Below are 20,097 nucleotides of genomic sequence, written 5' to 3'. Positions count from 1 at the left end.
AACCATGCAGCTTAACGTCTTTCGCACGCTGTGGGGCGTCACCACCCCGTGGCAGCAAACGGTCAGCGAACTCCGGAGCGTCGGCTGCTGCGGCATTGAAGCGCGGGTTCCGCTGACGCCAGAAGAGCAGCGGACGCTGGCCCAACGCATCGAAGCGTCCGCGCTTGAGTATATCGCCATTGTGTTCAGCGGCGGCGGCGTTATTCCGGCCCAGGCCGAGACGCCCGCGCAGCATCTGGAGCGCTTAAAAGAACGTTTTGCGGCGGCAAAAGCGCTTAATCCGCGCTTCGTCAATCTGCTGGCCGGTAACGACCGCTGGCCGCTGGCGCAGCAGGTGGATTTTCTCGGCAAAGCGCATGAGCTCGCCGCCGAATATGAGCTGTTCTGCAGCTTTGAAACCCATCGCGCCACATCGCTGTATAGCCCGTGGCTGACGCTGGAGATAATTCAACAGCTGCCGCAGCTGCGCTTTACCGCCGATATCAGCCACTGGATCGTGGTAAGCGAACGCCTGCTGGATGACCCCTGCGATGACTTCAGCGCCTTTATCGAACGGGTCCACCATATTCAGGCCCGCGCCGGGTACGACCAGGGGCCGCAGGTGCCGCACCCCGCCGCGCCGGAATATCGGGCGGCCCTGCGGTTTCAGCAGCGCTTCTGGGAACAGATCTGGCAATCGCAGCGCCGGCGCGGCTACCAGCACACCACGCTTACGCCGGAATTTGGCCCCGATGGCTACCTGCATCACCTGCCGTTTACCAACGTTCCGGTCGCCGACCTGTGGTCGCTGAACGCCTGGATGGCCCAGCGTGAACAGCAGCATTTTGTTGAATTCACCTCGCAAACTGAATAAGGAACGGAAGAAATGACCGCTGCAAAAAGTTCGTTTACTGAATTACCGACCATCGATATCAGCGACCTGGCCTGCGACGATCTCGTCCGACGCCAGGCGGTGGCCGACGCCATCGGCCAGGCGGCCCGCGAAGTTGGCTTTTTCTACGTTACCGGCCACGGCATCGCGCCTGAACTGATTGCCGGGATCCGCGCGGCGGCCAAAGAGATTTTCGCCCTGCCGATGGAGCGCAAGATGGCGTACTACATCGGACAGTCGAAAAGCCATAAGGGCTACGTTCCCGAAGGGGAAGAGATTTACGGCTCCGGCAAGCCGGATCACAAAGAGGCGTTTGATATCGGCTTTCAGGCCGCCGACGACCACCCGTTCGTCGTGGCGAAAACGCCGCTGATTGGCGCCAACGAGTGGCCGGACGTGCCGGAATTTCAATCCCGCGTGCTGGCCTACTATGACGCGGTCTTCGCCCTTGGGCATCGCCTGTTTGACGCCTTCGCACTCGCCCTTGGCCTGCCGGAGGGCTATTTCAGGTCGATGGTTACCTGCCCGCCGTCAAAGCTGCGGCTGATCCACTACCCCTTTGACGCCAGCGCCGAAGATGTTCCCGGTATTGGTGCACACACCGACTATGAATGCTTCACCCTTCTGCTCGCCGACCAGCCGGGTCTTGAAGTGCTGAATGAAGATAGCGACTGGATCGACGCCCCGCCGCTGAAGAACGCGGCCGGAGAAGAGGCTTTCGTGATTAATATCGGCGACATGCTGGAAGTCCTGAGCGCTGGCACATTTGTTGCAACCGCACACCGCGTACGCAAGGTGCCGCAGGAACGCTACTCCTTCCCGCTGTTTTTCGCCTGCGACTACCACACGCTGATTCGCCCGCTGCCGGGCTTCCTTGAGGCAGGCGAAGCCAGCGAATATCAAGAACTGAGCATTGGTGAGCATATGTGGAGCCAGGCGTTACAGACCTATCGCTACCTGCGCGAGAAAGTCACCCGAGGCGAGCTCCAGCTCCCCGAACGCGCCCGCGGCACTAACACCTTTGGCCATCTGAAAAAACAAGCACAGCAAAAAACCGTAAATAACCCGTGAGGATAAATGATGAACAAAACGCTAAAAAAACTCTCGCGCCGTGTGGCTTTATCCATCGCCGTCACCGCTTGTTTTTCACCGCTGGCTCAGGCCGCTGAGTTGCTGACCGAGGGCGTCTTTAAAGTCGGGATGGAGGTGACCTATCCGCCTTTTGAATCCTATGACAGCAATAACAATATTGTCGGCATCGACCCGGAGTTCGCGGCGCTGATCGCCGAACAGCTGAAGGCAAAACCGCAGCTTATCGACACGAAATTCACCAGCCTGATCTTAGGTATCGGTAAAAAATACGATGCGGTGATCTCCGGGATGTACGTGACGCCCGAGCGCCAGAAGCAGGCGGACGCTATCCCTTACGCCCTGTCCGGCGCGTCCATTATTGCGCTGAAAAGCAGCGCCATTCAGCCAAAAACGGAAGACGAACTGTGCGGCGTGAAGGTAGGTCTGCAGGCGGGTACCGCCTGGGTTTCCAGCCTGAAAACGCACTCCGACGAGTACTGCCTGAAAAACGGCAAACCGGCCATTAGTATTCAGGAATTCCCGACCGCGCCAGAAGCCTCCCAGGCCCTGCTGTCGAAAAATATCAACGCCCAGTTAGAAATCGCCCCGGCGGCGCAAATTATCGTCGAGAAAAGCCGCGGCCGCCTGGCCATTAGCTCGAACCGTCTGGTCTATCCGCTACCGCTGGGAATTTACGTCGCCAAAGGCAACACCGAGCTGGCCGAGGCCATTAAATCAACGTTAGCCACCCTTAAAGCCAACGGCAAATATGACGCCATCATCAAGAAATACAACTTAGAAAGCATCAATTAATACAATAATTAAACGGGAGTCGGTATGGAGTTCGATTGGGGATACTTTTTTTCATTATTTAGCGTTGGGGCATTCTGGCAGGCGTGTGTCACCGTGGTTGTCGTCAGTTCATTGTCCTGGTTTATTGGCCTGATATTAGGTTTTCTTTTAGCCTGCGCGAAGCTCTCTGGCCCGCGCTGGCTGAAGGTTCCCGTCGAACTCTATATTTGGTTTTTCCGCAGCGTACCGCTGATGGTCCTGCTGGTCTTTGTCTATAACCTGCCGCAGCTGTTTCCGGCCACCCAACCGCTGCTCGGCGTTCCGTTTATTGCGGGGCTGGTCTCGATGACGGTGACCGAAGCGGCCTACATGGCGGAAATCCATCGCGGCGGCCTGCTTTCGGTCGCCAGGGGGCAAAGCGAAGCCGGGCATGCCTTAAGCTTTAGCTTTATCGGGATTCAGCGCTTAATTATTATCCCGCAGGCGTTTCGTATTTCCCTGCCCACGCTGATTAACGAATACATCACCATCATCAAGCTCAGCTCGATTCTGTCGGTTATTTCGCTGCCGGAGCTGCTGCTGACCGGCCAGCGCCTGTACGCGCAGAATTTTCTCGTCATGGAGACGCTGCTGGCGGTCGCCATTTACTACGTTATGGTCGTCACGGTGTTTAGCTGGCTGTTCCGGGCGCTGGAAAACCTGCTGGATATTCAGCGTAAGCGCCCGCAAACGCTCAACGAGCATGAATGCGAAACCCTGCGCCAGAACCTGAAGCCGCCGGTACAGACGCAAAAAGCGCAGGCCGCCAGCGGCAACCCGCCGGCGCTGGATCTGCACGCCATCGAAAAATCCTGGGGCCAGCACCACGTGCTGAAAGGCATCGACCTGAAAGTGGAAAACGGCGAGGTAATCAGCATCATCGGCCCGTCCGGCTCCGGCAAGACCACCCTGATCCGCACCATTAACGCCCTTGAAAGCATCGACGGCGGCGAGATCATTCTTTACGGCGAGGATTACCTGAAGGGCGCCTCCGTTGTTGATAAACAGCAAATACGCGCGGGCGTACGCCGCATCGGCATGGTGTTCCAGGGCTTCAACCTGTTTCCCCATCGCACGGTGCTGGATAACGTGATGCTCGCCCCGCTCTATCACAAGCTGCTCGACCGCGCCGCCGCCAGAGAGCAGGCGCTGTGGCTGCTGGATCGCGTCGGTCTGCTGGCGCACGCCGAAAAGTACCCGTACCAGCTCTCCGGCGGCCAGCAGCAGCGCGTGGCCATCGCCCGCGCCCTGGCGCTGAAACCGGACATCATGCTGTTTGATGAACCCACGTCGGCGCTGGACCCTGAACTGGTTGGCGAAGTGCTGAAGGTCATTCAGTCCCTCGCCCGCGAAGGCATGACGATGATTATCGTGACCCACGAGATGGACTTCGCCTTATCAATTTCTGACCGGGTGGTGATGATGGAAAACGGCGTCGTGCAGAGCGATATGCCGCCGCAGCGCATTCGCAGCGATGCCGCCGATCCGACCCTCACCCGCATTCGTGAATTTATGGGAGTGCAATAAATGGTAACTGAACGGGAACTACGCCAGCAGCTGGCCGCCGCCTATCGTCTGGCGGCGCTCTTCGGCTGGGAAGACACGCTGTATACCCACTTCTCCGTGCGCCTGCCCGGTGACGGCGAGCCGCGGTTTTTGATTAACCCCTTTGGCATGATGTTTGACGAAGTCACCGCCAGCAACTTAATTGTGGTCGATATGCAGGGGAAGGTCGTCGAGGGCAGCGCCCCGGCAAACTCGGCGGGATTTACCATTCATAGCGCGGTCCATATGGCCCGGGAAGACGCCCACTGCGTGATCCACACCCACACGCTGCCGGGGATGGCCGTTGCCGCCTGCGCAGACGGGCTGCTGCAGCTTAACCAAATCAGCACCGAATTTTATCAACGCGTCGGCTACCATCCTTATGAAGGCGTCGCATTCGATCTCGATGAACGCGTGCGGATCCAGCGCTCGCTCGGCGAGAACATCGCTATGATCCTGCAAAGCCACGGGCTGCTGTCGGTCGGGCGCACCGTCGCCGATGCGTTTTACATCATGTACTACCTGAACCGCGCCTGCGAGATCCAGATGGCCGCCGCGCAGCTGGCGCCGCTCGGCCCCATCCATACGATACCTGAACCGCTGAGCCGGCACGCCTGTGAGCAGCTGATGGGGGTTGAACATGAACGCCAGCTGGTGTGGCAGGCGTGGCTGCGGCGCCTGGACCGTCTTGATACTTCTTATAAGAGCTAATGCCTATGACTCAGTTCACCATCGTCGTGGATTGTAACGATCCTCAGTACACCCGGGAGATTTGCGCCGCGTTCGCGCTATTCCCGGAAGTGAAAGCGGTTCTACCCGAGGAGCCCGCCGCCCGCGAGGCGCAATACGCCTGCTGCTGGTTTCCCGACCCGCAGCTGCTGGCGCGCTCGCCTCAGCTGAAGCTGATCCAGGCCGCGTCTGCCGGCGTAGACCATTTGCCTGCCAGCGTTTTCGCCAGCGACGTTCCGCTCTGCCGGGTGGTGGATGAAGATTTTCGTCACGGTATGTTTGAATACGCGCTGTGGGGCGTACTGTGGTTTCAGCGTCGCTTTGACCGGGCGCTGGCCCACCAGCGCGAGCGCGTCTGGAAGATGTATCCGCAGCGAGCGGCGGCCGATTATCACGTTGGCGTCATGGGCCTCGGCGAAATTGGCGGCTATATCGCCTCGCAGCTGGCCGCGCTGGGGTATCGGGTTTCCGGCTGGGCGCGTAGCGAAAAATCCCTTGCCGGCGTGCGCTGCTACCACGGAGAGACGCAGGCTGGCGAATTCCTTGGCCAGCTGGATGCGCTGATCAACGTCCTGCCGTTAACCGGGGAGACGCGAGGTATCCTCGCCCATCCTTTACTGCAGCAGCTGCCCGACGGCGCGTCGCTGATTAACTGCGGCCGCGGCGAGCATATGGTGAATCAGGACGTGCTCGAGGCGCTGGATAGCGGCAAGCTGTCCGGCGCGGTGCTGGACGTCTTCCCCGTCGAGCCCCTGCCCCAGGAGGACCCGCTGTGGCAACACCCGCAGGTGGCGATCACGCCGCATATGGCCTCCATCGCGCAGACGGAGGTGATTGCCCGCCAGCTGCTGGACAACATCCGGCGGCAGCAGCAGGCGCTGCCGCTGAAAAACCTGGTGAACAAACGGAGTGGTTATTAACCTTGCGCGTCAACGGCGGGATGTCCGTGGGTTAACCGTTGCTCCGTCTGGTTGATATGATGCTCAATGACCGCCCGGTGCGTATCGTCCGGCGGTAATCGTTTTAGCAGCAACCGCCACGCCGTCAGCGCCTCGCTGAAATGCGCCTGCTCTGATGCACTGAGCGCATACAGATTAAGCAGGCGGTCGTTAACGCGCTGGCCCTCCATCAGTTGGCGCACCAGCGCACCGCCCCGCGGGTCAGATACCCGCAGCAGCGCCTCCGCATAGCCAAATGCCGCACTATCGTTATCCGGAGCCAGCGCGTAAGCGCGAGCATAGGCTTGAGTCGCCATAGCGGCGTTGTCCAGGACCCTGCCGAGACGCCCGAGCATAAGCCAATCCTCAATAGAAGCGTCCGGATTTTGCCACAGCGTCGTGCGTAGCCCAAGGGCCAGACGCCGCAGCTCGTCTTCATCAAGCGGCTGCGCCTTTGGATCCTGCACCCGCGCCAACAGAGCCGGCGTCTGAGCCACCGCCTGCTGCCAGCGTTGCACCTGCTGATAGTGGCCGGTCTGGCTATAGCTGACCGCACCTACCGCCAGCGCAAGCGCCGCGCCAGGTATAAAAATCCACGGCCCGGCGGATTTATCCTCCGGCGCCCGGCCGTCAGAAAACGTCTCCTGCCCTGGCCTGACGCGGCGGCGGGAGCGGGCCACTATAGCCCAACCGCCCATGGCGATCGCTGCGGCCGGCACGACCCACAGCAGCATCGTCAGCGGGGTTAATGGCGGATCGTAGGTAACGAAGTTGCCGTAGCGCGCCACCATGTAGTCCACAATATCGCTGTCGCTTTTTCCTTCCTGCATAAGCGTAAAAACTTTCTGCCGCAGGTCGGCCGCGATCGCGGAACTGGAATCCGCAATGCTATTGTTCTGGCATTTCGGGCACCGAAGCTGCTCCGTGAGCAGGCGAAACCGCTGTTCCTGCTCCTCGTCCTTAAACGGCATGACATCAATAGCGGCCAGCGCGTTTGCGCAAAGCAGCAGCATCAGCGCGCTCAGTAATAATCTCATGGCGCAGCCTCCCGGCTAAACTTCTCCCACAGCGGCCTGAATTCGCGCTCCCACACCCGATCGTTAAGATCCCCCGCGTGGCGGTAGCGAATGATCCCCTGTCCATCGATCAAAAACGTCTCCGGCGCGCCGTAGACTCCGAGATCCAGCCCGAGCATCCCGTCGCCGTCAAACAGGCTCAGCGCGTAGGGATTGCCCAGCGTGTTCAGCCAGCCAATTGCTTTCTGCCGATCGTCTTTGTAGTTCAGACCCACCACGCGGATCCCCCGCGCGGAAAGCTGATTCAAATACTGATGCTCTGCGCGACAGGTCGGGCACCAGGTCGCCCAGACGTTAAGCAGCAGCGGTTTGCCCTGCGCCAGCGCATCCGACTGAAAATACTGCCCGGGATCTTCCAGCGCCTCAAGACGGAAAATCGGTACCGGTTTTCCGATCAGCGCCGATTCCAGGCTATTGGGATCGTCCCCTTCCACATTACGCGCCAGCTGCCACAGCAGCAGCATCGCGATAGCCATAAAAATGACCAGCGGCATCAACAACGTACAGCGCTTCATCTGGCCTCCGCGCCAGGATATCCGCGGCGCGGGCGATAGCGCGGATCGCACAGGCACAACAGCCCGCCCAGCGCCATCAGCACTCCCCCGGCCCAAATCCAGCGTACGAACGGTTTATAATAAAGGCGTACGGCCCAGGCGCCGTTGCCCAGCTCTTCGCCCAGCGCGGCATAGAGATCGCGGGTAAATCCGCCGTCAACCGCCGCTTCGGTCATCATGGCGCTGCTGCTGTGGTAAAAGCGCTTTTCCGCATTCAGTATCGCCTGCGGTTCGCCGCGTCGCATGACGCCAATCACCGCGACGGCGGAGCGATAGTTTGGGCCGATCGCCTCTTTGACCTCACGGAAAGAAAAGCGATATTCATGGACATCGACGCTGTCGCCCACCCGCATGCGCACGTCGCGCTCCACGCTGTAATTTTGACTAAAGGCGATACCCACGAGGGTGACCGCCAGCCCGAGGTGGCCTGCGACCATTCCCCAGTAGCTGAGGGTCATCCTGGCGCCGCGTGAAACCCGCAAAGCGATCTCTACTCCCGCCAGCACAAAGACCCAACAGGCCATCGCCAGCCCGACCACCGTCATGGCGACAATCTTATCGCCCAACCACCACGGCAACAGAAGCGACAGCGCCAGCGTGCTTGCGCAGGCGATAACCAGCAGCCTCCTGAGCTTACGCGGGCGATCGCGCCCCCAGCGCACCAGCGGGCCGATGCCCATCAGGAGCGCAAACGGCGCCATCAGCCAGCTAAACATCGTATTAAAGAACGGCGCGCCAATCGAAATACTGCCGAGACCCAGCTGTTTATGCACCAGCGGCAGCAGCGTACCCAGCAGCACCGTGAGCATAGCGGCCATCAGCAGAACGTTGTTGCCGAGCAGCAGCGACTCGCGCGACCAGAGCGCATTATTTACCCGAGAGCGGACTTTATAGCCACGCATGGCGAACAGCAGTAAAGAGCCGCCAATGACCAGCACCATAAAGGCCAGAATAAACATGCCGCGCGCCGGGTCGGAGGTAAAAGCGTGAACCGAGACCAGCACGCCGGAACGCACCAGAAAGGTCCCCAGCAGACAGAGCGAAAATGCGCAGATAGCGAGCAGAAGCGTCCACGCCTTGAAGCTGGCGCGCTGTTCAGTGACCGCCAGCGAATGCAGCAGCGCGGTGCCGGCCAGCCATGGCATCAGCGACGCGTTTTCCACCGGATCCCAGAACCACCAGCCTCCCCATCCCAGCTCGTAGTAAGCCCACGCGGAGCCCAGCACAATACCGAGCGTCAGGAAGGCCCACGCCGCCAGCGTCCACGGGCGAGAGAAGCGAGCGAAGGTGCTATCCAGCCGCCCGCTCAACAGCGCGGCTATCGCCAGGGCAAAACTCACCGAGAAGCCCACATAGCCCATATACAGCAGCGGCGGATGGAAAATGAGCCCGGGGTCCTGCAACAGCGGGTTCAGGTCGCGCCCTTCAATGGCAAATTCCGGCAGCGTACGGGCAAACGGGTTGGAGGTGAACAGAATAAACAGCAGAAAGCCAACGCTGATCGTTCCCATCACCGCCAGCACCCGGGCGACAATATCAAGCGGCATTCGCCTGCTGCGCAGCGCTACCGCCACTGTCCAGCCGCTCATCAGCAGCACCCATAGCAGCAGCGAACCTTCATGTGCGCCCCAGGCTGCGGCCACGCGGTACCGGATCGGCAGCTGAGTATTGGCGTTACTGGCCACGTAGCTCAACGTAAAATCGTTGGTAATGAAGGCGTTAATCAGCACCATAAAGGCGCCCATAATGAGGATGAACAGCAGAACGGCAAATACCCGGGAAGAGGCCATCATTCGCCTGTCCCCCCGCGCCGCGCCCCACAGCGGATAGACGGAAAGCAGTAGCGCGACGCCAAGCGCCAGGCACAGCAGCCCGTTGCCGACTTCAGGCATCATAAGGATGTGTCCCTGTAGGCGCTATCCGGGCGACGATGGTTGCTCTCCATCGCTTTTTCCACGTCTGGCGGAGTGTAGTTCTCATCGTGTTTGGCGAGCACTTCTTTCGCCTGTATCCGGTTGTGCGCATCAAGCTCGCCCTGAACCACCACGCCCTGCCCTTCGCGGAACAGGTCCGGCAGAATGCCTTCGTAGCTGACGTCCACCGAACCTTCGGCGTCATAGATGCTAAAACTCACCTGCAGCGAATTCGCATCCCGCTTCACGCTGCCGGGCGTAACCATCCCGCCGACGCGCAGACGCTGACCCCGCTCGGGCCGCTGCTGCGTTTCGCGCTTGCCGTAGAGGATTTCGCCAGGCGTATAGAACAGGTCGATACTGGAACGCAGCGCATAGAGCACCAGCGCGGTGGTCAGCGTTAGCCCGGCGAGCACCGCGAGGGCGACACACAGGCGGTTTTTGCGGCGAATATTCATGTCGCCTCCCGCGCCGCGCGCCTGCGGGCTTCACGGGCGCGCTGCCGGGCGATATCGCGCAGAATGACACGATGCAGGATCGCGCTGTGCGCGACCAGCGCCGCCAGCGGAAGAACGGTCAGCGCCACCGCCAGCCAGACATAAAAGGCATAGCCGCCCATGGCCAGGAAATCACTCCAGCTTGTAAATGCGCTGCTCATCGACGACCTCTTTTTAAAATCAGTTCACTGACCCACGGGCGACGTTTTTCCATGAGCAAAATCAGATTCCGCATGCGCATTAGCGCCAGCGTGATAAACAGCAGCAGGTAGCCGATAATCGCCAGCCGCAGCGGCGCGCGCATCGCCGGGGCGATGCTTTGCTGCATATTCGTTGAGCCCTGATGCAGGGTGTTCCACCACTCCACCGAGTAGTGAACGATCGGTAAATTCACCACGCCAATCAGCACCAGAATAGCCGCCGCGCGCCCGGCCAGACGGCGATCGTCAAAAGCGTGCCACAGCGCTATCGCGCCGACGTAGAGAAACAGCAGCACCAGCTCAGAGGTTAATCTGGCATCCCAAACCCACCAGGTTCCCCACATTGGCTTACCCCACGCGGAACCGGTCACCAGCGCCACAAAGGTAAACACCGCCCCCACGGGCGCCATCGCCGCCAGCGCCAGATTGGCCATTTTCATCTGCCAGACCACGCCGATGAACGCCGCGGCCGCCATCAGGGCATAAATGCCCATAGACCACATTGCCGCCGGAACATGCAGATAGATAATGCGATAGCTCTCGCCCTGCTGATAGTCCGCGGGCGCAAAGCCAAATCCCCAGGCCCAGCCCGCGATCAGTACCAACGCGCTGGCGCCGCCCAGCCACGGAGCGACCCTGCCGCAGAGCTGATAAAGCCGCGGCGGATTCGTCAGTTGAATCCCTGTTTTTCTCATATTTCAGTCACCAGAAATAAAGATAAATCCATTGATAAGCCCGGGCCTGAATCCCCGGCGCCGCAAACCTGATAAGCGCCATCCATCAAAAACCGCGCTAGTGCAGACTGACGCGTAGCGCCGCCGCCGTCGCAAAGGGGCTTAACGTTGCGCTGCCCGCCAGCAGCGCGCCCAGTATCGCCATATACCCCGTCACGGGCAGATGCATGGAGGCCGCATCCATCGCGGCGGTAGCAAAAATAAGTAAGGGAATAGTCAGCGGCAGAACCAGAATGCTTAACAGCGTGCCGCCGCGCTTAAGTCCGACGGTGAGCCCCACGCCCGGCGCGCCGAGGAACCCCAGCGTCGGCGTCCCTAACAGCAGGGTCAGCGCCATAATTTTCCAGCCATAGACGTCCATGCCCAGCAGCAGAGCCACCAGCGGCGACAGGATCAGCAGGGGCACACCGGTGACCACCCAGTGAGCCATCACTTTAGCCACGACCACCGCCGGCAGCGGCAAAGGCAGCAGCATCAGCTGTTCGAGGCTGCCGTCCTGTAAGTCGTCGCGAAACAAGCGCTCGAGCGCCAGCAGCGAAGAGAGCAGCGCAGCGACCCAAATAATGCCGGGCGTCAGCCGCGCCAGCAGCTGCGGCTCCGGACCAACGGCAAGCGGAAACAGCGTAATGACAATCAAAAAAAACCACAGCGGATTGGCGATTTCCGCGCGATGGCGAAACGCGACCCGCAGTTCAAGGCAAAAAATCCGCCACATCACGGTTCCGCCCTCTCGCCGCGCAGCGCAATGCGTCGAATCCTGTCGGATGCCGCGCTAATTGATTGATGGGCAGTGAAAATGACGATGCCGCCTTGCTCCGTGTGCTGCGCCATGCGCTGAATCAGGCGTTCGACGCCCTCCGTATCGACGGCGGTAAAAGGTTCGTCGAGGATCCACAGGCGGGCGCGGGTCAGCCAGAGGCGCGACAGCGCCACGCGCTGCTGCTGACCGGCGGAGAGCTGGTTAACAGGAATATCGTCGAAGCCGGCAAGCCCGGCCTGCTCAAGGGCCTCCCGGCACTGGGCGATATCATCGTGTTGATGGAGAAAGCGCAGGTTTTCCATGGCGGTCAGCCTGGCTTTGATTCCCGGCTTATGGCCAATCCACAGCAGGTTTTGCTGGTAGCTATCGCGAACGCGATGCAGAGGGCGGCCTTGCCAGTAGATTTCTCCGGCATCAGCGCGAGCCAGCCCGGTAAGCAGGCGCAGGAGAGTGGTTTTCCCCGCACCGTTGCCTCCGGCTATCTGCACCCAATCGCCCGCCGAAACGCTGAATGAAAAATCTTTCATCAGCGTCCGACCATCGCGTTCGCAGTGCAGTTTAATGGCCCTGAGCCAGCTCCGGGAACTTTCGCTCATCATCCCGTTATTGCCCCGGCTGATACGGCGTATAAACACCGGTCAGGCTATGCAGAAAAGCGACAATATCATCGATATCTTTTTGCGCTAAATCCGTACCGACCTGATAGCGCAGCATCAGTTTTACTGCGCCATCAAGCGTCGGAACATCACCGCGATGAAAATAGGGCGCGGTGAGCGCCACGTTGCGCAGACCCGGCACTTTTTGGCGTAATTTATCCCGTACCTCTTTCGTCACATTCATTCGGCCAATATCAGCAGCCGTGATTTCACCAAAATTAAAATCACGCTTCAGCCCCAGCGGTTCAAAAGAGCGGCCGCCGAGAATAATACCGCCGTGACAGGTAGCACATTTATTATCTTTAAATAGCTGATAGCCATGTTTTTGTTGCGCGGTCAGCGCGTCTTCATCACCGCGCAGCCAATTATCAAATGGCGCGTCGGGGGTAATTAATGTTTTTTCAAATTCAGCGATAGCGTCAGTGATGCGCTCACCGCTAAAACCTTGCGGATAAACGGCTAAAAAATCCTTTTTCAATACGGGATCTTTATCCAGTTTATTAATAATGTCTCCCCAGGATTTTGATGCCATCTCAATGGGGTTTAACGGCGGGCCACCGGCCTGTTCTTGCAGCGTTGATGCCCGTCCGTCCCAGAATTGCTCAATATTAAAGACGGAGTTAAATACCGTTGGCGCGTTAATTGGCCCAACAGCGCCCCCCACGCCGATAGACGTTTTTCTGCCATCGACCCCGCCCGCGTTTAACGCATGACAGTGTGCGCAAGAAATAGTGCTATCCCCGGACATTCGCGCGTCGTGATAAAGACGAAAACCCAGCGCAGCTTTCCGCTCATCAACGGGCAGCTTTTTAGGGATCGGCTGGAGAGGTTCATTGCGATGCTGCGCGGCGGTATCAGCGCTGGCGTAGTAGCGCTCGCGCTGGTGCTTAATCCAGTTGAGTATCTCAATACGTTCGCTGTCGCTAACGCCGCCGGCCCAGTGCAGCGCGACGTATCGCGTAGGCGGCATCGTTTGATGCTGCATAACCCACTCAATCTTGTTTAATTCACTTTGTGAAACGGGTTTATCGTCAATCAGTGACGTACGCACGGATTGAAGGTTAAAGGATTTGTATCCCAGCTGTACGTCATAATCCATCAGCTGTTTGGCAACGGGAAAAGCGGCGTAAAAGGGCAACTCCGCCGAGGGGGTATGGCAATAGTCGCAACCTTTTTCACTAAAAAAAGAGAGGACTTTATTATTCTCGGCAACCGCCGAGAGCCGGACGTCGTTTTTTTTAATACGCTGACTGTCGTAATACCAGATATAGCCTGACAACCCTAAATAACATAACACGCCTGCGGTAATGACCGAGGCTGTAATGGTCGCAATTTTCTTCATAAGATCATTCCTTTGAGGCATTGCAGCTGAGATAATGACGTTTTATATTTATAGTTTCACGTAACATCATAGCGGTGACGACGCCGTGGATATTGATTAGCGTCAAAGCCGATGACAGGCAGGACCTATAGATATAATAACCACACCCTATCATCACTATATTATTCTGCGCTGCGCGCGGCAGCTAAAAACCTCACTCCCTTGCTCAATTTTCCATGTATTCATTCTTATTATATAAACGGGTAAAACATTAATGAGAGGATTCACATTAGCGTGTTTCCATTAAGCAGTAAAAAAGAGAGATGAATTTTATCTCACCCTACCAATTCATATTTTAAATTTGCTCTCGCGGCAGAAATAAAAAGCGGAAAAATAATTCCGCCTGCGTTTGAAAAGCTAAGAGGATTAACCCCTTAGCGTTGGGCGTCGGCCTGCCAACAATGCGATCAGCGCAACCGCAACCGGCACCAGCGATCCCCACAGCACGGCATTCCAGCCGAAGAGGTTCATCAACGCGCCCGAGGAAAATGAGCCAATCATCATGACGCCGAAGACAATAAAATCATTCAGCGATTGCACCTGAGTTTTCTCTTCCGGCCGGTGGAAATCCATAATCTGCGCCGACGCGCCGGTAAAACCGAAGTTCCAGCCGATACCCAGCAGGATCAGCGACAGCCAGTAGTGCATCACGTCGATACCGGCGAGGCCAACCATCACCGACAGTAGCAGCAGAACTAAACCGGCCGCGTTAATACGCCGGGCGCCGAAGCGATTAATCAGCTTGCCGGTAAAAAATCCGGGACCGTACATGGCGATCACGTGCCACTGAATGCCCAGATTCGACGCCTGCTGGGAGATCCCATGCATGTGCATGGAAAGCGGCGCCGCGGTCATCAGGAAGTTCATCACCATATAGGATATCGCGCCGCTAAAAACCGTCCGGGAAAAACCCGGCTGGCGCACGATTTCGCCCAGCGGGCGCCCGCCCGATTTGGCCTGCGCCGCCGGCTCGGGGGTTTTTACTCCCAGCAAGACCAGCGCGGATACCGCCGCCACCAGCCCCTGAGCGATAAAGGTCATCGCAAAGGTGTGCGGCGGCCACAAATTCATGGTCGCGGTCACCAGCATCGGGCCGATGATCCCCGCCGCCACGCCGCCGCCCATAACCAGCGAGAGCGCCCGCGCGCGCCGCTCGCCGCTGACGCCGTCGGTAGCGGCAAAGCGGAAAGACACCGCCACCGCCGCATAGGCGCCGCCGAAAAAGGCCGCGAGACAGAACAGCCCGAACGAACCGATCGCGACCGCCAGCGCCGCCAGCGCTCCCGTCAACACGCCGGCGCCGGTACCGACCATAAAGACCGTTTTGCGCCCGCGTCTTCTGGCCAGCGCGCCAAACGGCAAAATACAGGCCGCCATACCCAGCACAAAAATGGTGATGGGCAGCGTGGCCAGCGTCGGCGAGGGCGCGATGGCGTTGCCCACAATCGCCCCGGTGGCGTAAAACACCACCGAGTTTGCCCCTGCGAGCGCCTGCGCCGTCGCCAGGCGAACAATATTTTGGTTTTGCTGTCCGACGGGCAGCGTTATCTCAGCGCTCATGACTCTCTTTATCCTGAATTCGTTTGCGTTATGCCAATACCCTGACTGACATAATGAACGTAATCAGGCATGACGACCAGCCATCACGCCGCCATCAATATCCCAAACCGCGCCGGTCACCCAGCGGGTGCTATCGCTGAGCAGAAACGCCACGGTTTGCGCGATATCATCAGGCGTGCCGACGCGGCCAATGGGATGGAAGCCGTCAAAGCTGTTCATCACATCCTTCACATCCTCTTTAGGGATAAACCCTTCATATATCGGCGTATGCACCACCGCCGGCGATACCGCATTGACCCGAATCCCGCTGCCGCCCAGCTCAATCGCCAGATTTTTGGTCAGCGCATGCAGACCCGCTTTCGCCATGGAGTAGGCTGACGACGGCGTTGCGCCGATGGCCTGCTGCGCCCACATCGAGCCGATATTCACAATCGAACCTTTGATGCCATTAGCCAGCATATTGCGCACCACCTCGCGGGTAATAAAAAACGTCGCGCGGTTGAGATGCATATACCGATCGTAGTCAGCCATTTCATGTTCGATAAACGGCTTCGGGAAGAAAACGCCGGCGGCGTTGACCAGCAGGCTGATATCCTGATGTTCCGCGTTAATAGCGGCCATAACCTGCTGCATACCGTTTTCGCTCATCAGGTCAGCGACGATAACATCCACTTTCCCCACTGCCGCCAGCGCCTGACGCGCCTGTTCGGCCTTCTGCCGACGATTGCCCACCAGTACCACGCTGCCGCCATTCTCCACTACCCGTTTGGCCGTCGCCAGCCCCATACCGCTGGTCCCGCCAACCACTAACAGTTTTTTCCCCATAAACGCCGTATTCATCATTCACCTCTTCACGCTTGATTTGTGTAGCCTAAGCATGCCTTTCCTGCAGCGCGCTGACGAATGAGAAGAAATAGCCCAACGACAAAGAAAATCTATCTTGATGACCTATACTGAGACGCAAATTCACTGAGGGATATTCACCATGCGATCGCTTAACCGACTGAAATGGCTTCACGCGTTTGAAGCCACCGCCCGCCACGGCAGCTTTACCGGTGCGGCGCGCGAGCTGGGCGTGACGCCCGCCGCCGTCGGGCAGCTGGTCAGGGCGCTGGAAGAGTGGGTCGGCCATCCGCTGCTGCACCGTACCCGTAGCGGTAAAGAGCGTCTCACCCTGGTGAGCGAAGCGCAGGCGGCGCTGCAGGATATTACTCAGGGGCTGGATAAGCTGGAGAGCGGACTGAATAAGCTTCGCGGCCGCCGGGCGCGTTCCGTGGTGGTGATTACCGCCTCGCAGGTGCTGATGATGAACTGGCTGATGGAGCGCTTAAACCGCTTCTCTGAAGTCCATGATAATATCGACCTGCGTCTCAACGTTACGGAAAAGCTGATGGATGTGGCCCACGGCGAAGCGGATTTGGCGGTACGCTGCGGTCGCGGCGACTGGCCCGGGGTCAATAAAACCTGGCTGATGGATGAAGAAGCGGTGCTGGTATGCAGCCCGCTAATCGTCCCGGCAGACAAAACCGCCTGCGGCGAGTGGCTGGCGGCGCAAAAGCTGATTCATGATGATACGCCCTATCCCGGCGCCAGTTTTCCATCATGGGCGGAAGTGCTGGAGGCCGCTCAGGCGCCAACGGCGCGCGATAGCGGGTTGCATATTAACTCAACGTCGGCGGTCATCCTGGCCGCGCTCAGCGGGCGCGGCGTCGCTATTGTCCGCCGGGCGCTGGTACAACAGCTCCTCGCCACCGGCCAGCTCGTTCAGCTACACCCGGCCCGCCGCTGGCCGCTCACCTGGTCCTACTATATTGTGACGCCCCAGCATGCGGTCATGCGCCCGGAAGTGAAGGTGTTTTATGACTGGCTGCTTCACGATGTGCTGGCGGAAGACCCGATGCGCTGATTATCTTCCGCCACACCCGCATAGAAAACCTTTATTGCTTTATGGTTTTAGCTGGTCATGAATGCGCCACTTCTGTTTCAGCACGTTTTTGTCCTGGCTGGCCAGCCACTGGTTAACCTTGTCCAGCAGCTGCGGGTTATCTTTATTCATCATATAGACTTTGAAGCTGGCGGTGCCCGGGAACGGCTGCTCATTGGCCACGCAAAACACGCCCGGCTCATTGCTCTGGTAATAGACGCCCTCAATCAGGTCGGTCACCATCATATCCGCCGTTTTCTGCCGCAGCGCTTCAAGATTATCGATATTGTTTTTCACCCGAATAATCTGCGCCTGTTTGATATGTTCATCGACAAAGCTTTGGTTGGTGCCGCCCGGATTCACCACCACCTTCACGTTTGGCTGGTCGATTTTTTCCAGGCTACCGAGCGCCGGCGCCGCCGCGCAGTTAGCCAGCGCAATCTTGCCGTTCGGCACCACCGGCTGGCTTAACGCGAAATCCTTCGCCCGCGCTGCGGTTTCCGTCACCCCGCCCATGGCGATATCAAACTTATCGGCCTTCAGGTCGGCGGAGAGCGTGGGCCAGCTGGTCGTCACAAAGCTCACCTTTAGCCCAAGCCGCTTGCCGAGATCTTTCGCCATATCAACATCGTAGCCCACCAGCTCCCCGGCTTTATTATGAAACGCCAGCGGCGCGTAATCGCCCGGGACGCCGACTTTAAGTTCGCCGCTTTGTTGAATGCTGTTCATGTCGCGCGCCTGGGCGCCAAAGGCGACGGCAGCGATGACGAAAACAAGACCTGACTTCAACTTCATCGTTATATCCTTGTTCAAATGTGAACCGTTTATGATTACACCGCGCTGCGCAGCGGATGCTGTTTATTGTTTATAAAATCTTTAATCATGGATACCGTCAATACCGGCGGCGAGAAAGGCGGCATCGTTCCTTCGGCCACCCGCCCGGCGAGCTGCTCGCAAAAGCGCTCAACCTGATTAACCGGATACCCGGCAATATCCTGGGCGGAGTAACGCCACCATCGTAGCGCCATCAGCTGCTCAATAATCGCCTCGCTGAAGCGCATGCGGATGATCTTCGCGGGATTACCGCCGACGATGGCGTACGGTGCGACGTCTTTGACCACCAGCGCGTTGGCGGCAATGACGGCCCCATCGCCAATAGTGATCCCCTGCGCCAGGGTGACATTCTGGCCAATCCACACATCGTTGCCGATGGTTATCGGCCGGGGGGTTTTTGCAAAAGGATAAAACTGGTTGGTCCTGCCGCTATCGGCGGCCAGCGTCGCCATCACGCCGGAATGATGGGCATAAAACACCGGGCTGGCGCTGGCCCACTCCAGGGGATGTCGGTCGCCGAGCACCTGTAACCGATCGGCAATCGACGTGTAGCGCCCCACGTTAATCAGCGCCGGCAGCAGGGTTCGCGTATAGCTAAAGGCGCCCAGCGAGGCCAGCCGTTCGCCGCAGCGCCCCCAGTAGGTGGTATAGGCCTCGGTGGCTAAGTTTTCCGGTATCTCAATCGACAGGTCGTCACGGTAAAAGGCGTGGCTACAGGCCAGCGTCTGCCCGCCGACAAAAATCCGCTGCGCCTGCAATAGTGGCTTAAGCTCCCCAAAGGCGATTTTCATTATCGATTTTCCCGCACAAAAGTATTCCCGGACAGCCGCTTAATCTCTCGATCATTGATAGCGTACCGATCCGCTCGCCGTGCGAAAAATCGTTATGACTTCTCTTTTTTGTGAGCGACAGCGCGAAAGCGACGGTCAGTTATACTCCAGCGCAAACGTCACCATGCTATTGGCGGTACCGGCGGTTACCGCGTCATCCGTCTGTACGTACTGGGCGTTAAAGTTGATATTTTCCGCCGCCCCCGCGCTGCTGGCGGTAATCCGCTTGAGTACAGGTAAGTTACTGGCCTCATTGATTTTGACGCCGGTTCCGGCGGCGGGCGCTGGGGCACCGTTACTGCCGTAGGTGAGCCTGACGCCCACACCGCTCGCGGAGGCGTTTGCTTTACTTAGCGCCAGAGTATCCGTTCCCCCGGATGGCGAGGTGACGCCAAAAAAGCCGATGCGGATATCGGTTGGCGTGGAGCAGAAGACCGGTATGGAGAAGCGCTTCGCGACGCCGCCGGTGGTGTTTTTGCCCTTAAACTCCGCTTTATTTACCGTGCCGAGGCTAACGTGAATATTCGCGGTTGAAACCTGACAGCTGCCGCTGCCGCCGATATCGACATTCAGCGCCGCCATATCGAGCGTGACCGGCGAGCTGGCGACAAAACCGCTGCGGCTGTCGGCCTGCTGCTGAATAGTGAGTTCGCCAATCTGCGGCTGCGCCGGAACGTTTGCGTGGTTGCCGCTGACCAGGGCGACATTGCCGGTCTTATAAAACGTCACAAAGACTTTCACCACAATCTGCTGCTGATTCAGCAGGTTAGCCATCTCATTGCTGTCGCAAACCGTCACGGATTCCCCATTACCGGCCGCATGGCTGCCATCAATAAAGCGAACGGCGCCGCCGCTGCACTGGAAGCCCAGCGAGTATCCTATGCCGTCCAGCGCTGAGGGGAACACGTGCTGACCGCCGATTGACAGCGGCGTTGAGGCCGTTTTTAGCTGCCGATAAACCAGACGCTTTGCCGCCGCTTTCGGCACCTGAAGATCGCAGGAGAAATGAATCCCGCTGCCGTTATCCGCCATCATGCCGGTCATCTGGGTATTCAACGGCAGCGTGGGCAGGTACTTGATATTCTGGACGTTCACGGTCATCTGGCCGATATCTCCTCTGCAGGTTTCCGCCCAGCCGCTGTGGCTATAAACCCCCGCCATCAGCAGGAATAAAAACGATACTATGCGCAAAA

General features: G+C 58.6%; 21 protein-coding genes. 7 read left to right on the top strand and 14 right to left on the bottom strand.

Translation table 11 applies throughout. The features are described 5' to 3' along the window. Window positions 1-4: 4 nt before the first annotated feature. The 6 genes from FQK12_RS16700 to FQK12_RS16675 are packed head-to-tail and all read left to right on the top strand — an operon-like array spanning window position 5 to window position 5,967. Window positions 5-853 (top strand): sugar phosphate isomerase/epimerase family protein, encoded by an 849-nt coding sequence (locus tag FQK12_RS16700; RefSeq protein ID WP_014226467.1) that lies wholly within the window; start codon window positions 5-7, stop codon window positions 851-853. Window positions 854-865: 12 nt separating this feature from the next. Beyond that, complete coding sequence (locus FQK12_RS16695) at window positions 866-1,942, top strand: isopenicillin N synthase family dioxygenase (protein WP_014226468.1); 1,077 nt, start codon at window positions 866-868, stop codon at window positions 1,940-1,942. A gap of 9 nt (window positions 1,943-1,951) precedes the next feature. Further along, the gene (locus FQK12_RS16690) at window positions 1,952-2,755 is read left to right on the top strand and encodes an ABC transporter substrate-binding protein (protein WP_009652546.1); all 804 of its coding nucleotides are present in this window, start codon (window positions 1,952-1,954) and stop codon (window positions 2,753-2,755) included. 24 nt (window positions 2,756-2,779) lie between these two features. Next, complete coding sequence (locus FQK12_RS16685) at window positions 2,780-4,300, top strand: amino acid ABC transporter permease/ATP-binding protein (RefSeq protein WP_014226469.1); 1,521 nt, start codon at window positions 2,780-2,782, stop codon at window positions 4,298-4,300. Further along, on the top strand, window positions 4,301-5,029 hold the full coding sequence (locus FQK12_RS16680) for a class II aldolase/adducin family protein (protein ID WP_014226470.1): 729 nt from the start codon (window positions 4,301-4,303) through the stop codon (window positions 5,027-5,029). It begins immediately after the preceding gene. A 5-nt stretch (window positions 5,030-5,034) separates the two neighbouring features. Next, the gene (locus FQK12_RS16675; RefSeq protein ID WP_014226471.1) at window positions 5,035-5,967 is read left to right on the top strand and encodes a 2-hydroxyacid dehydrogenase; all 933 of its coding nucleotides are present in this window, start codon (window positions 5,035-5,037) and stop codon (window positions 5,965-5,967) included. Here FQK12_RS16675 and FQK12_RS16670 read toward each other — a convergent pair. The 11 genes from FQK12_RS16670 to FQK12_RS16620 form a co-directional block, all read right to left on the bottom strand. Continuing rightward, window positions 5,964-7,022, bottom strand: coding sequence for a cytochrome c-type biogenesis protein CcmH (locus FQK12_RS16670; RefSeq protein ID WP_014226472.1), 1,059 nt, complete (start codon window positions 7,020-7,022; stop codon window positions 5,964-5,966). The two genes, FQK12_RS16675 and FQK12_RS16670, sit on opposite strands and share 4 nt — an antisense overlap. After that, the gene (gene dsbE, locus FQK12_RS16665; protein WP_014226473.1) at window positions 7,019-7,576 is read right to left on the bottom strand and encodes a thiol:disulfide interchange protein DsbE; all 558 of its coding nucleotides are present in this window, start codon (window positions 7,574-7,576) and stop codon (window positions 7,019-7,021) included. Before dsbE ends, FQK12_RS16670 begins: the two co-directional genes overlap by 4 nt. Beyond that, window positions 7,573-9,510: a heme lyase CcmF/NrfE family subunit gene (locus FQK12_RS16660; protein WP_014226474.1), complete on the bottom strand. Its 1,938-nt coding sequence runs from the start codon at window positions 9,508-9,510 to the stop codon at window positions 7,573-7,575. The genes dsbE and FQK12_RS16660 overlap by 4 nt, the downstream gene beginning before the upstream one ends. Then, the gene (gene ccmE, locus FQK12_RS16655) at window positions 9,507-9,986 is read right to left on the bottom strand and encodes a cytochrome c maturation protein CcmE (protein WP_014226475.1); all 480 of its coding nucleotides are present in this window, start codon (window positions 9,984-9,986) and stop codon (window positions 9,507-9,509) included. Before ccmE ends, FQK12_RS16660 begins: the two co-directional genes overlap by 4 nt. Further along, window positions 9,983-10,186 (bottom strand): heme exporter protein CcmD, encoded by a 204-nt coding sequence (gene ccmD, locus FQK12_RS16650; RefSeq protein ID WP_014226476.1) that lies wholly within the window; start codon window positions 10,184-10,186, stop codon window positions 9,983-9,985. The genes ccmE and ccmD overlap by 4 nt, the downstream gene beginning before the upstream one ends. Next, window positions 10,183-10,920, bottom strand: a complete 738-nt coding sequence (locus tag FQK12_RS16645) for a heme ABC transporter permease (RefSeq protein WP_014226477.1) — start codon at window positions 10,918-10,920, stop codon at window positions 10,183-10,185. The genes ccmD and FQK12_RS16645 overlap by 4 nt, the downstream gene beginning before the upstream one ends. Before the next feature lie 97 nt (window positions 10,921-11,017). Further along, window positions 11,018-11,674 (bottom strand): heme exporter protein CcmB, encoded by a 657-nt coding sequence (ccmB, locus tag FQK12_RS16640; RefSeq protein WP_014226478.1) that lies wholly within the window; start codon window positions 11,672-11,674, stop codon window positions 11,018-11,020. Continuing rightward, window positions 11,674-12,315: a cytochrome c biogenesis heme-transporting ATPase CcmA gene (gene ccmA / locus FQK12_RS16635; RefSeq protein ID WP_014226479.1), complete on the bottom strand. Its 642-nt coding sequence runs from the start codon at window positions 12,313-12,315 to the stop codon at window positions 11,674-11,676. Before ccmA ends, ccmB begins: the two co-directional genes overlap by 1 nt. Before the next feature lie 7 nt (window positions 12,316-12,322). Further along, window positions 12,323-13,717: a cytochrome c peroxidase gene (locus FQK12_RS16630; RefSeq protein ID WP_014226480.1), complete on the bottom strand. Its 1,395-nt coding sequence runs from the start codon at window positions 13,715-13,717 to the stop codon at window positions 12,323-12,325. 405 nt (window positions 13,718-14,122) lie between these two features. Further along, window positions 14,123-15,316 (bottom strand): MFS transporter, encoded by a 1,194-nt coding sequence (locus FQK12_RS16625; RefSeq protein WP_014226481.1) that lies wholly within the window; start codon window positions 15,314-15,316, stop codon window positions 14,123-14,125. 63 nt (window positions 15,317-15,379) lie between these two features. Then, the gene (locus FQK12_RS16620) at window positions 15,380-16,156 is read right to left on the bottom strand and encodes an SDR family NAD(P)-dependent oxidoreductase (RefSeq protein ID WP_014226482.1); all 777 of its coding nucleotides are present in this window, start codon (window positions 16,154-16,156) and stop codon (window positions 15,380-15,382) included. A 145-nt stretch (window positions 16,157-16,301) separates the two neighbouring features. Here FQK12_RS16620 and FQK12_RS16615 point away from each other — a divergent pair, with 145 nt between their 5' ends. Beyond that, window positions 16,302-17,222, top strand: coding sequence for a LysR substrate-binding domain-containing protein (locus FQK12_RS16615; RefSeq protein WP_014226483.1), 921 nt, complete (start codon window positions 16,302-16,304; stop codon window positions 17,220-17,222). 39 nt (window positions 17,223-17,261) lie between these two features. On the opposite strand, the gene FQK12_RS16610 is transcribed toward FQK12_RS16615, so the two are convergent. The 3 genes from FQK12_RS16610 to FQK12_RS16600 form a co-directional block, all read right to left on the bottom strand. Continuing rightward, window positions 17,262-18,035 carry a transporter substrate-binding domain-containing protein gene (locus FQK12_RS16610; protein WP_004853415.1) on the bottom strand — a complete coding sequence of 258 codons (774 nt, stop codon included), beginning with the start codon at window positions 18,033-18,035 and terminating at the stop codon, window positions 17,262-17,264. A 35-nt stretch (window positions 18,036-18,070) separates the two neighbouring features. Next, window positions 18,071-18,865 carry a CatB-related O-acetyltransferase gene (locus FQK12_RS16605; RefSeq protein WP_014226484.1) on the bottom strand — a complete coding sequence of 265 codons (795 nt, stop codon included), beginning with the start codon at window positions 18,863-18,865 and terminating at the stop codon, window positions 18,071-18,073. A 135-nt stretch (window positions 18,866-19,000) separates the two neighbouring features. Next, complete coding sequence (locus FQK12_RS16600; protein WP_049097514.1) at window positions 19,001-20,065, bottom strand: fimbrial protein; 1,065 nt, start codon at window positions 20,063-20,065, stop codon at window positions 19,001-19,003. Between the last annotated feature and the right edge of the window lie 32 nt (window positions 20,066-20,097).

It is taken from the genome of Klebsiella sp. ME-303, from assembly GCF_007910085.1.
In the GTDB taxonomy this organism is placed as follows: domain Bacteria; phylum Pseudomonadota; class Gammaproteobacteria; order Enterobacterales; family Enterobacteriaceae; genus Klebsiella; species Klebsiella michiganensis.
The sequence above is the reverse complement of the archived record's forward strand: the minus strand, read 5'-3'. Positions and strand labels throughout refer to the sequence as shown.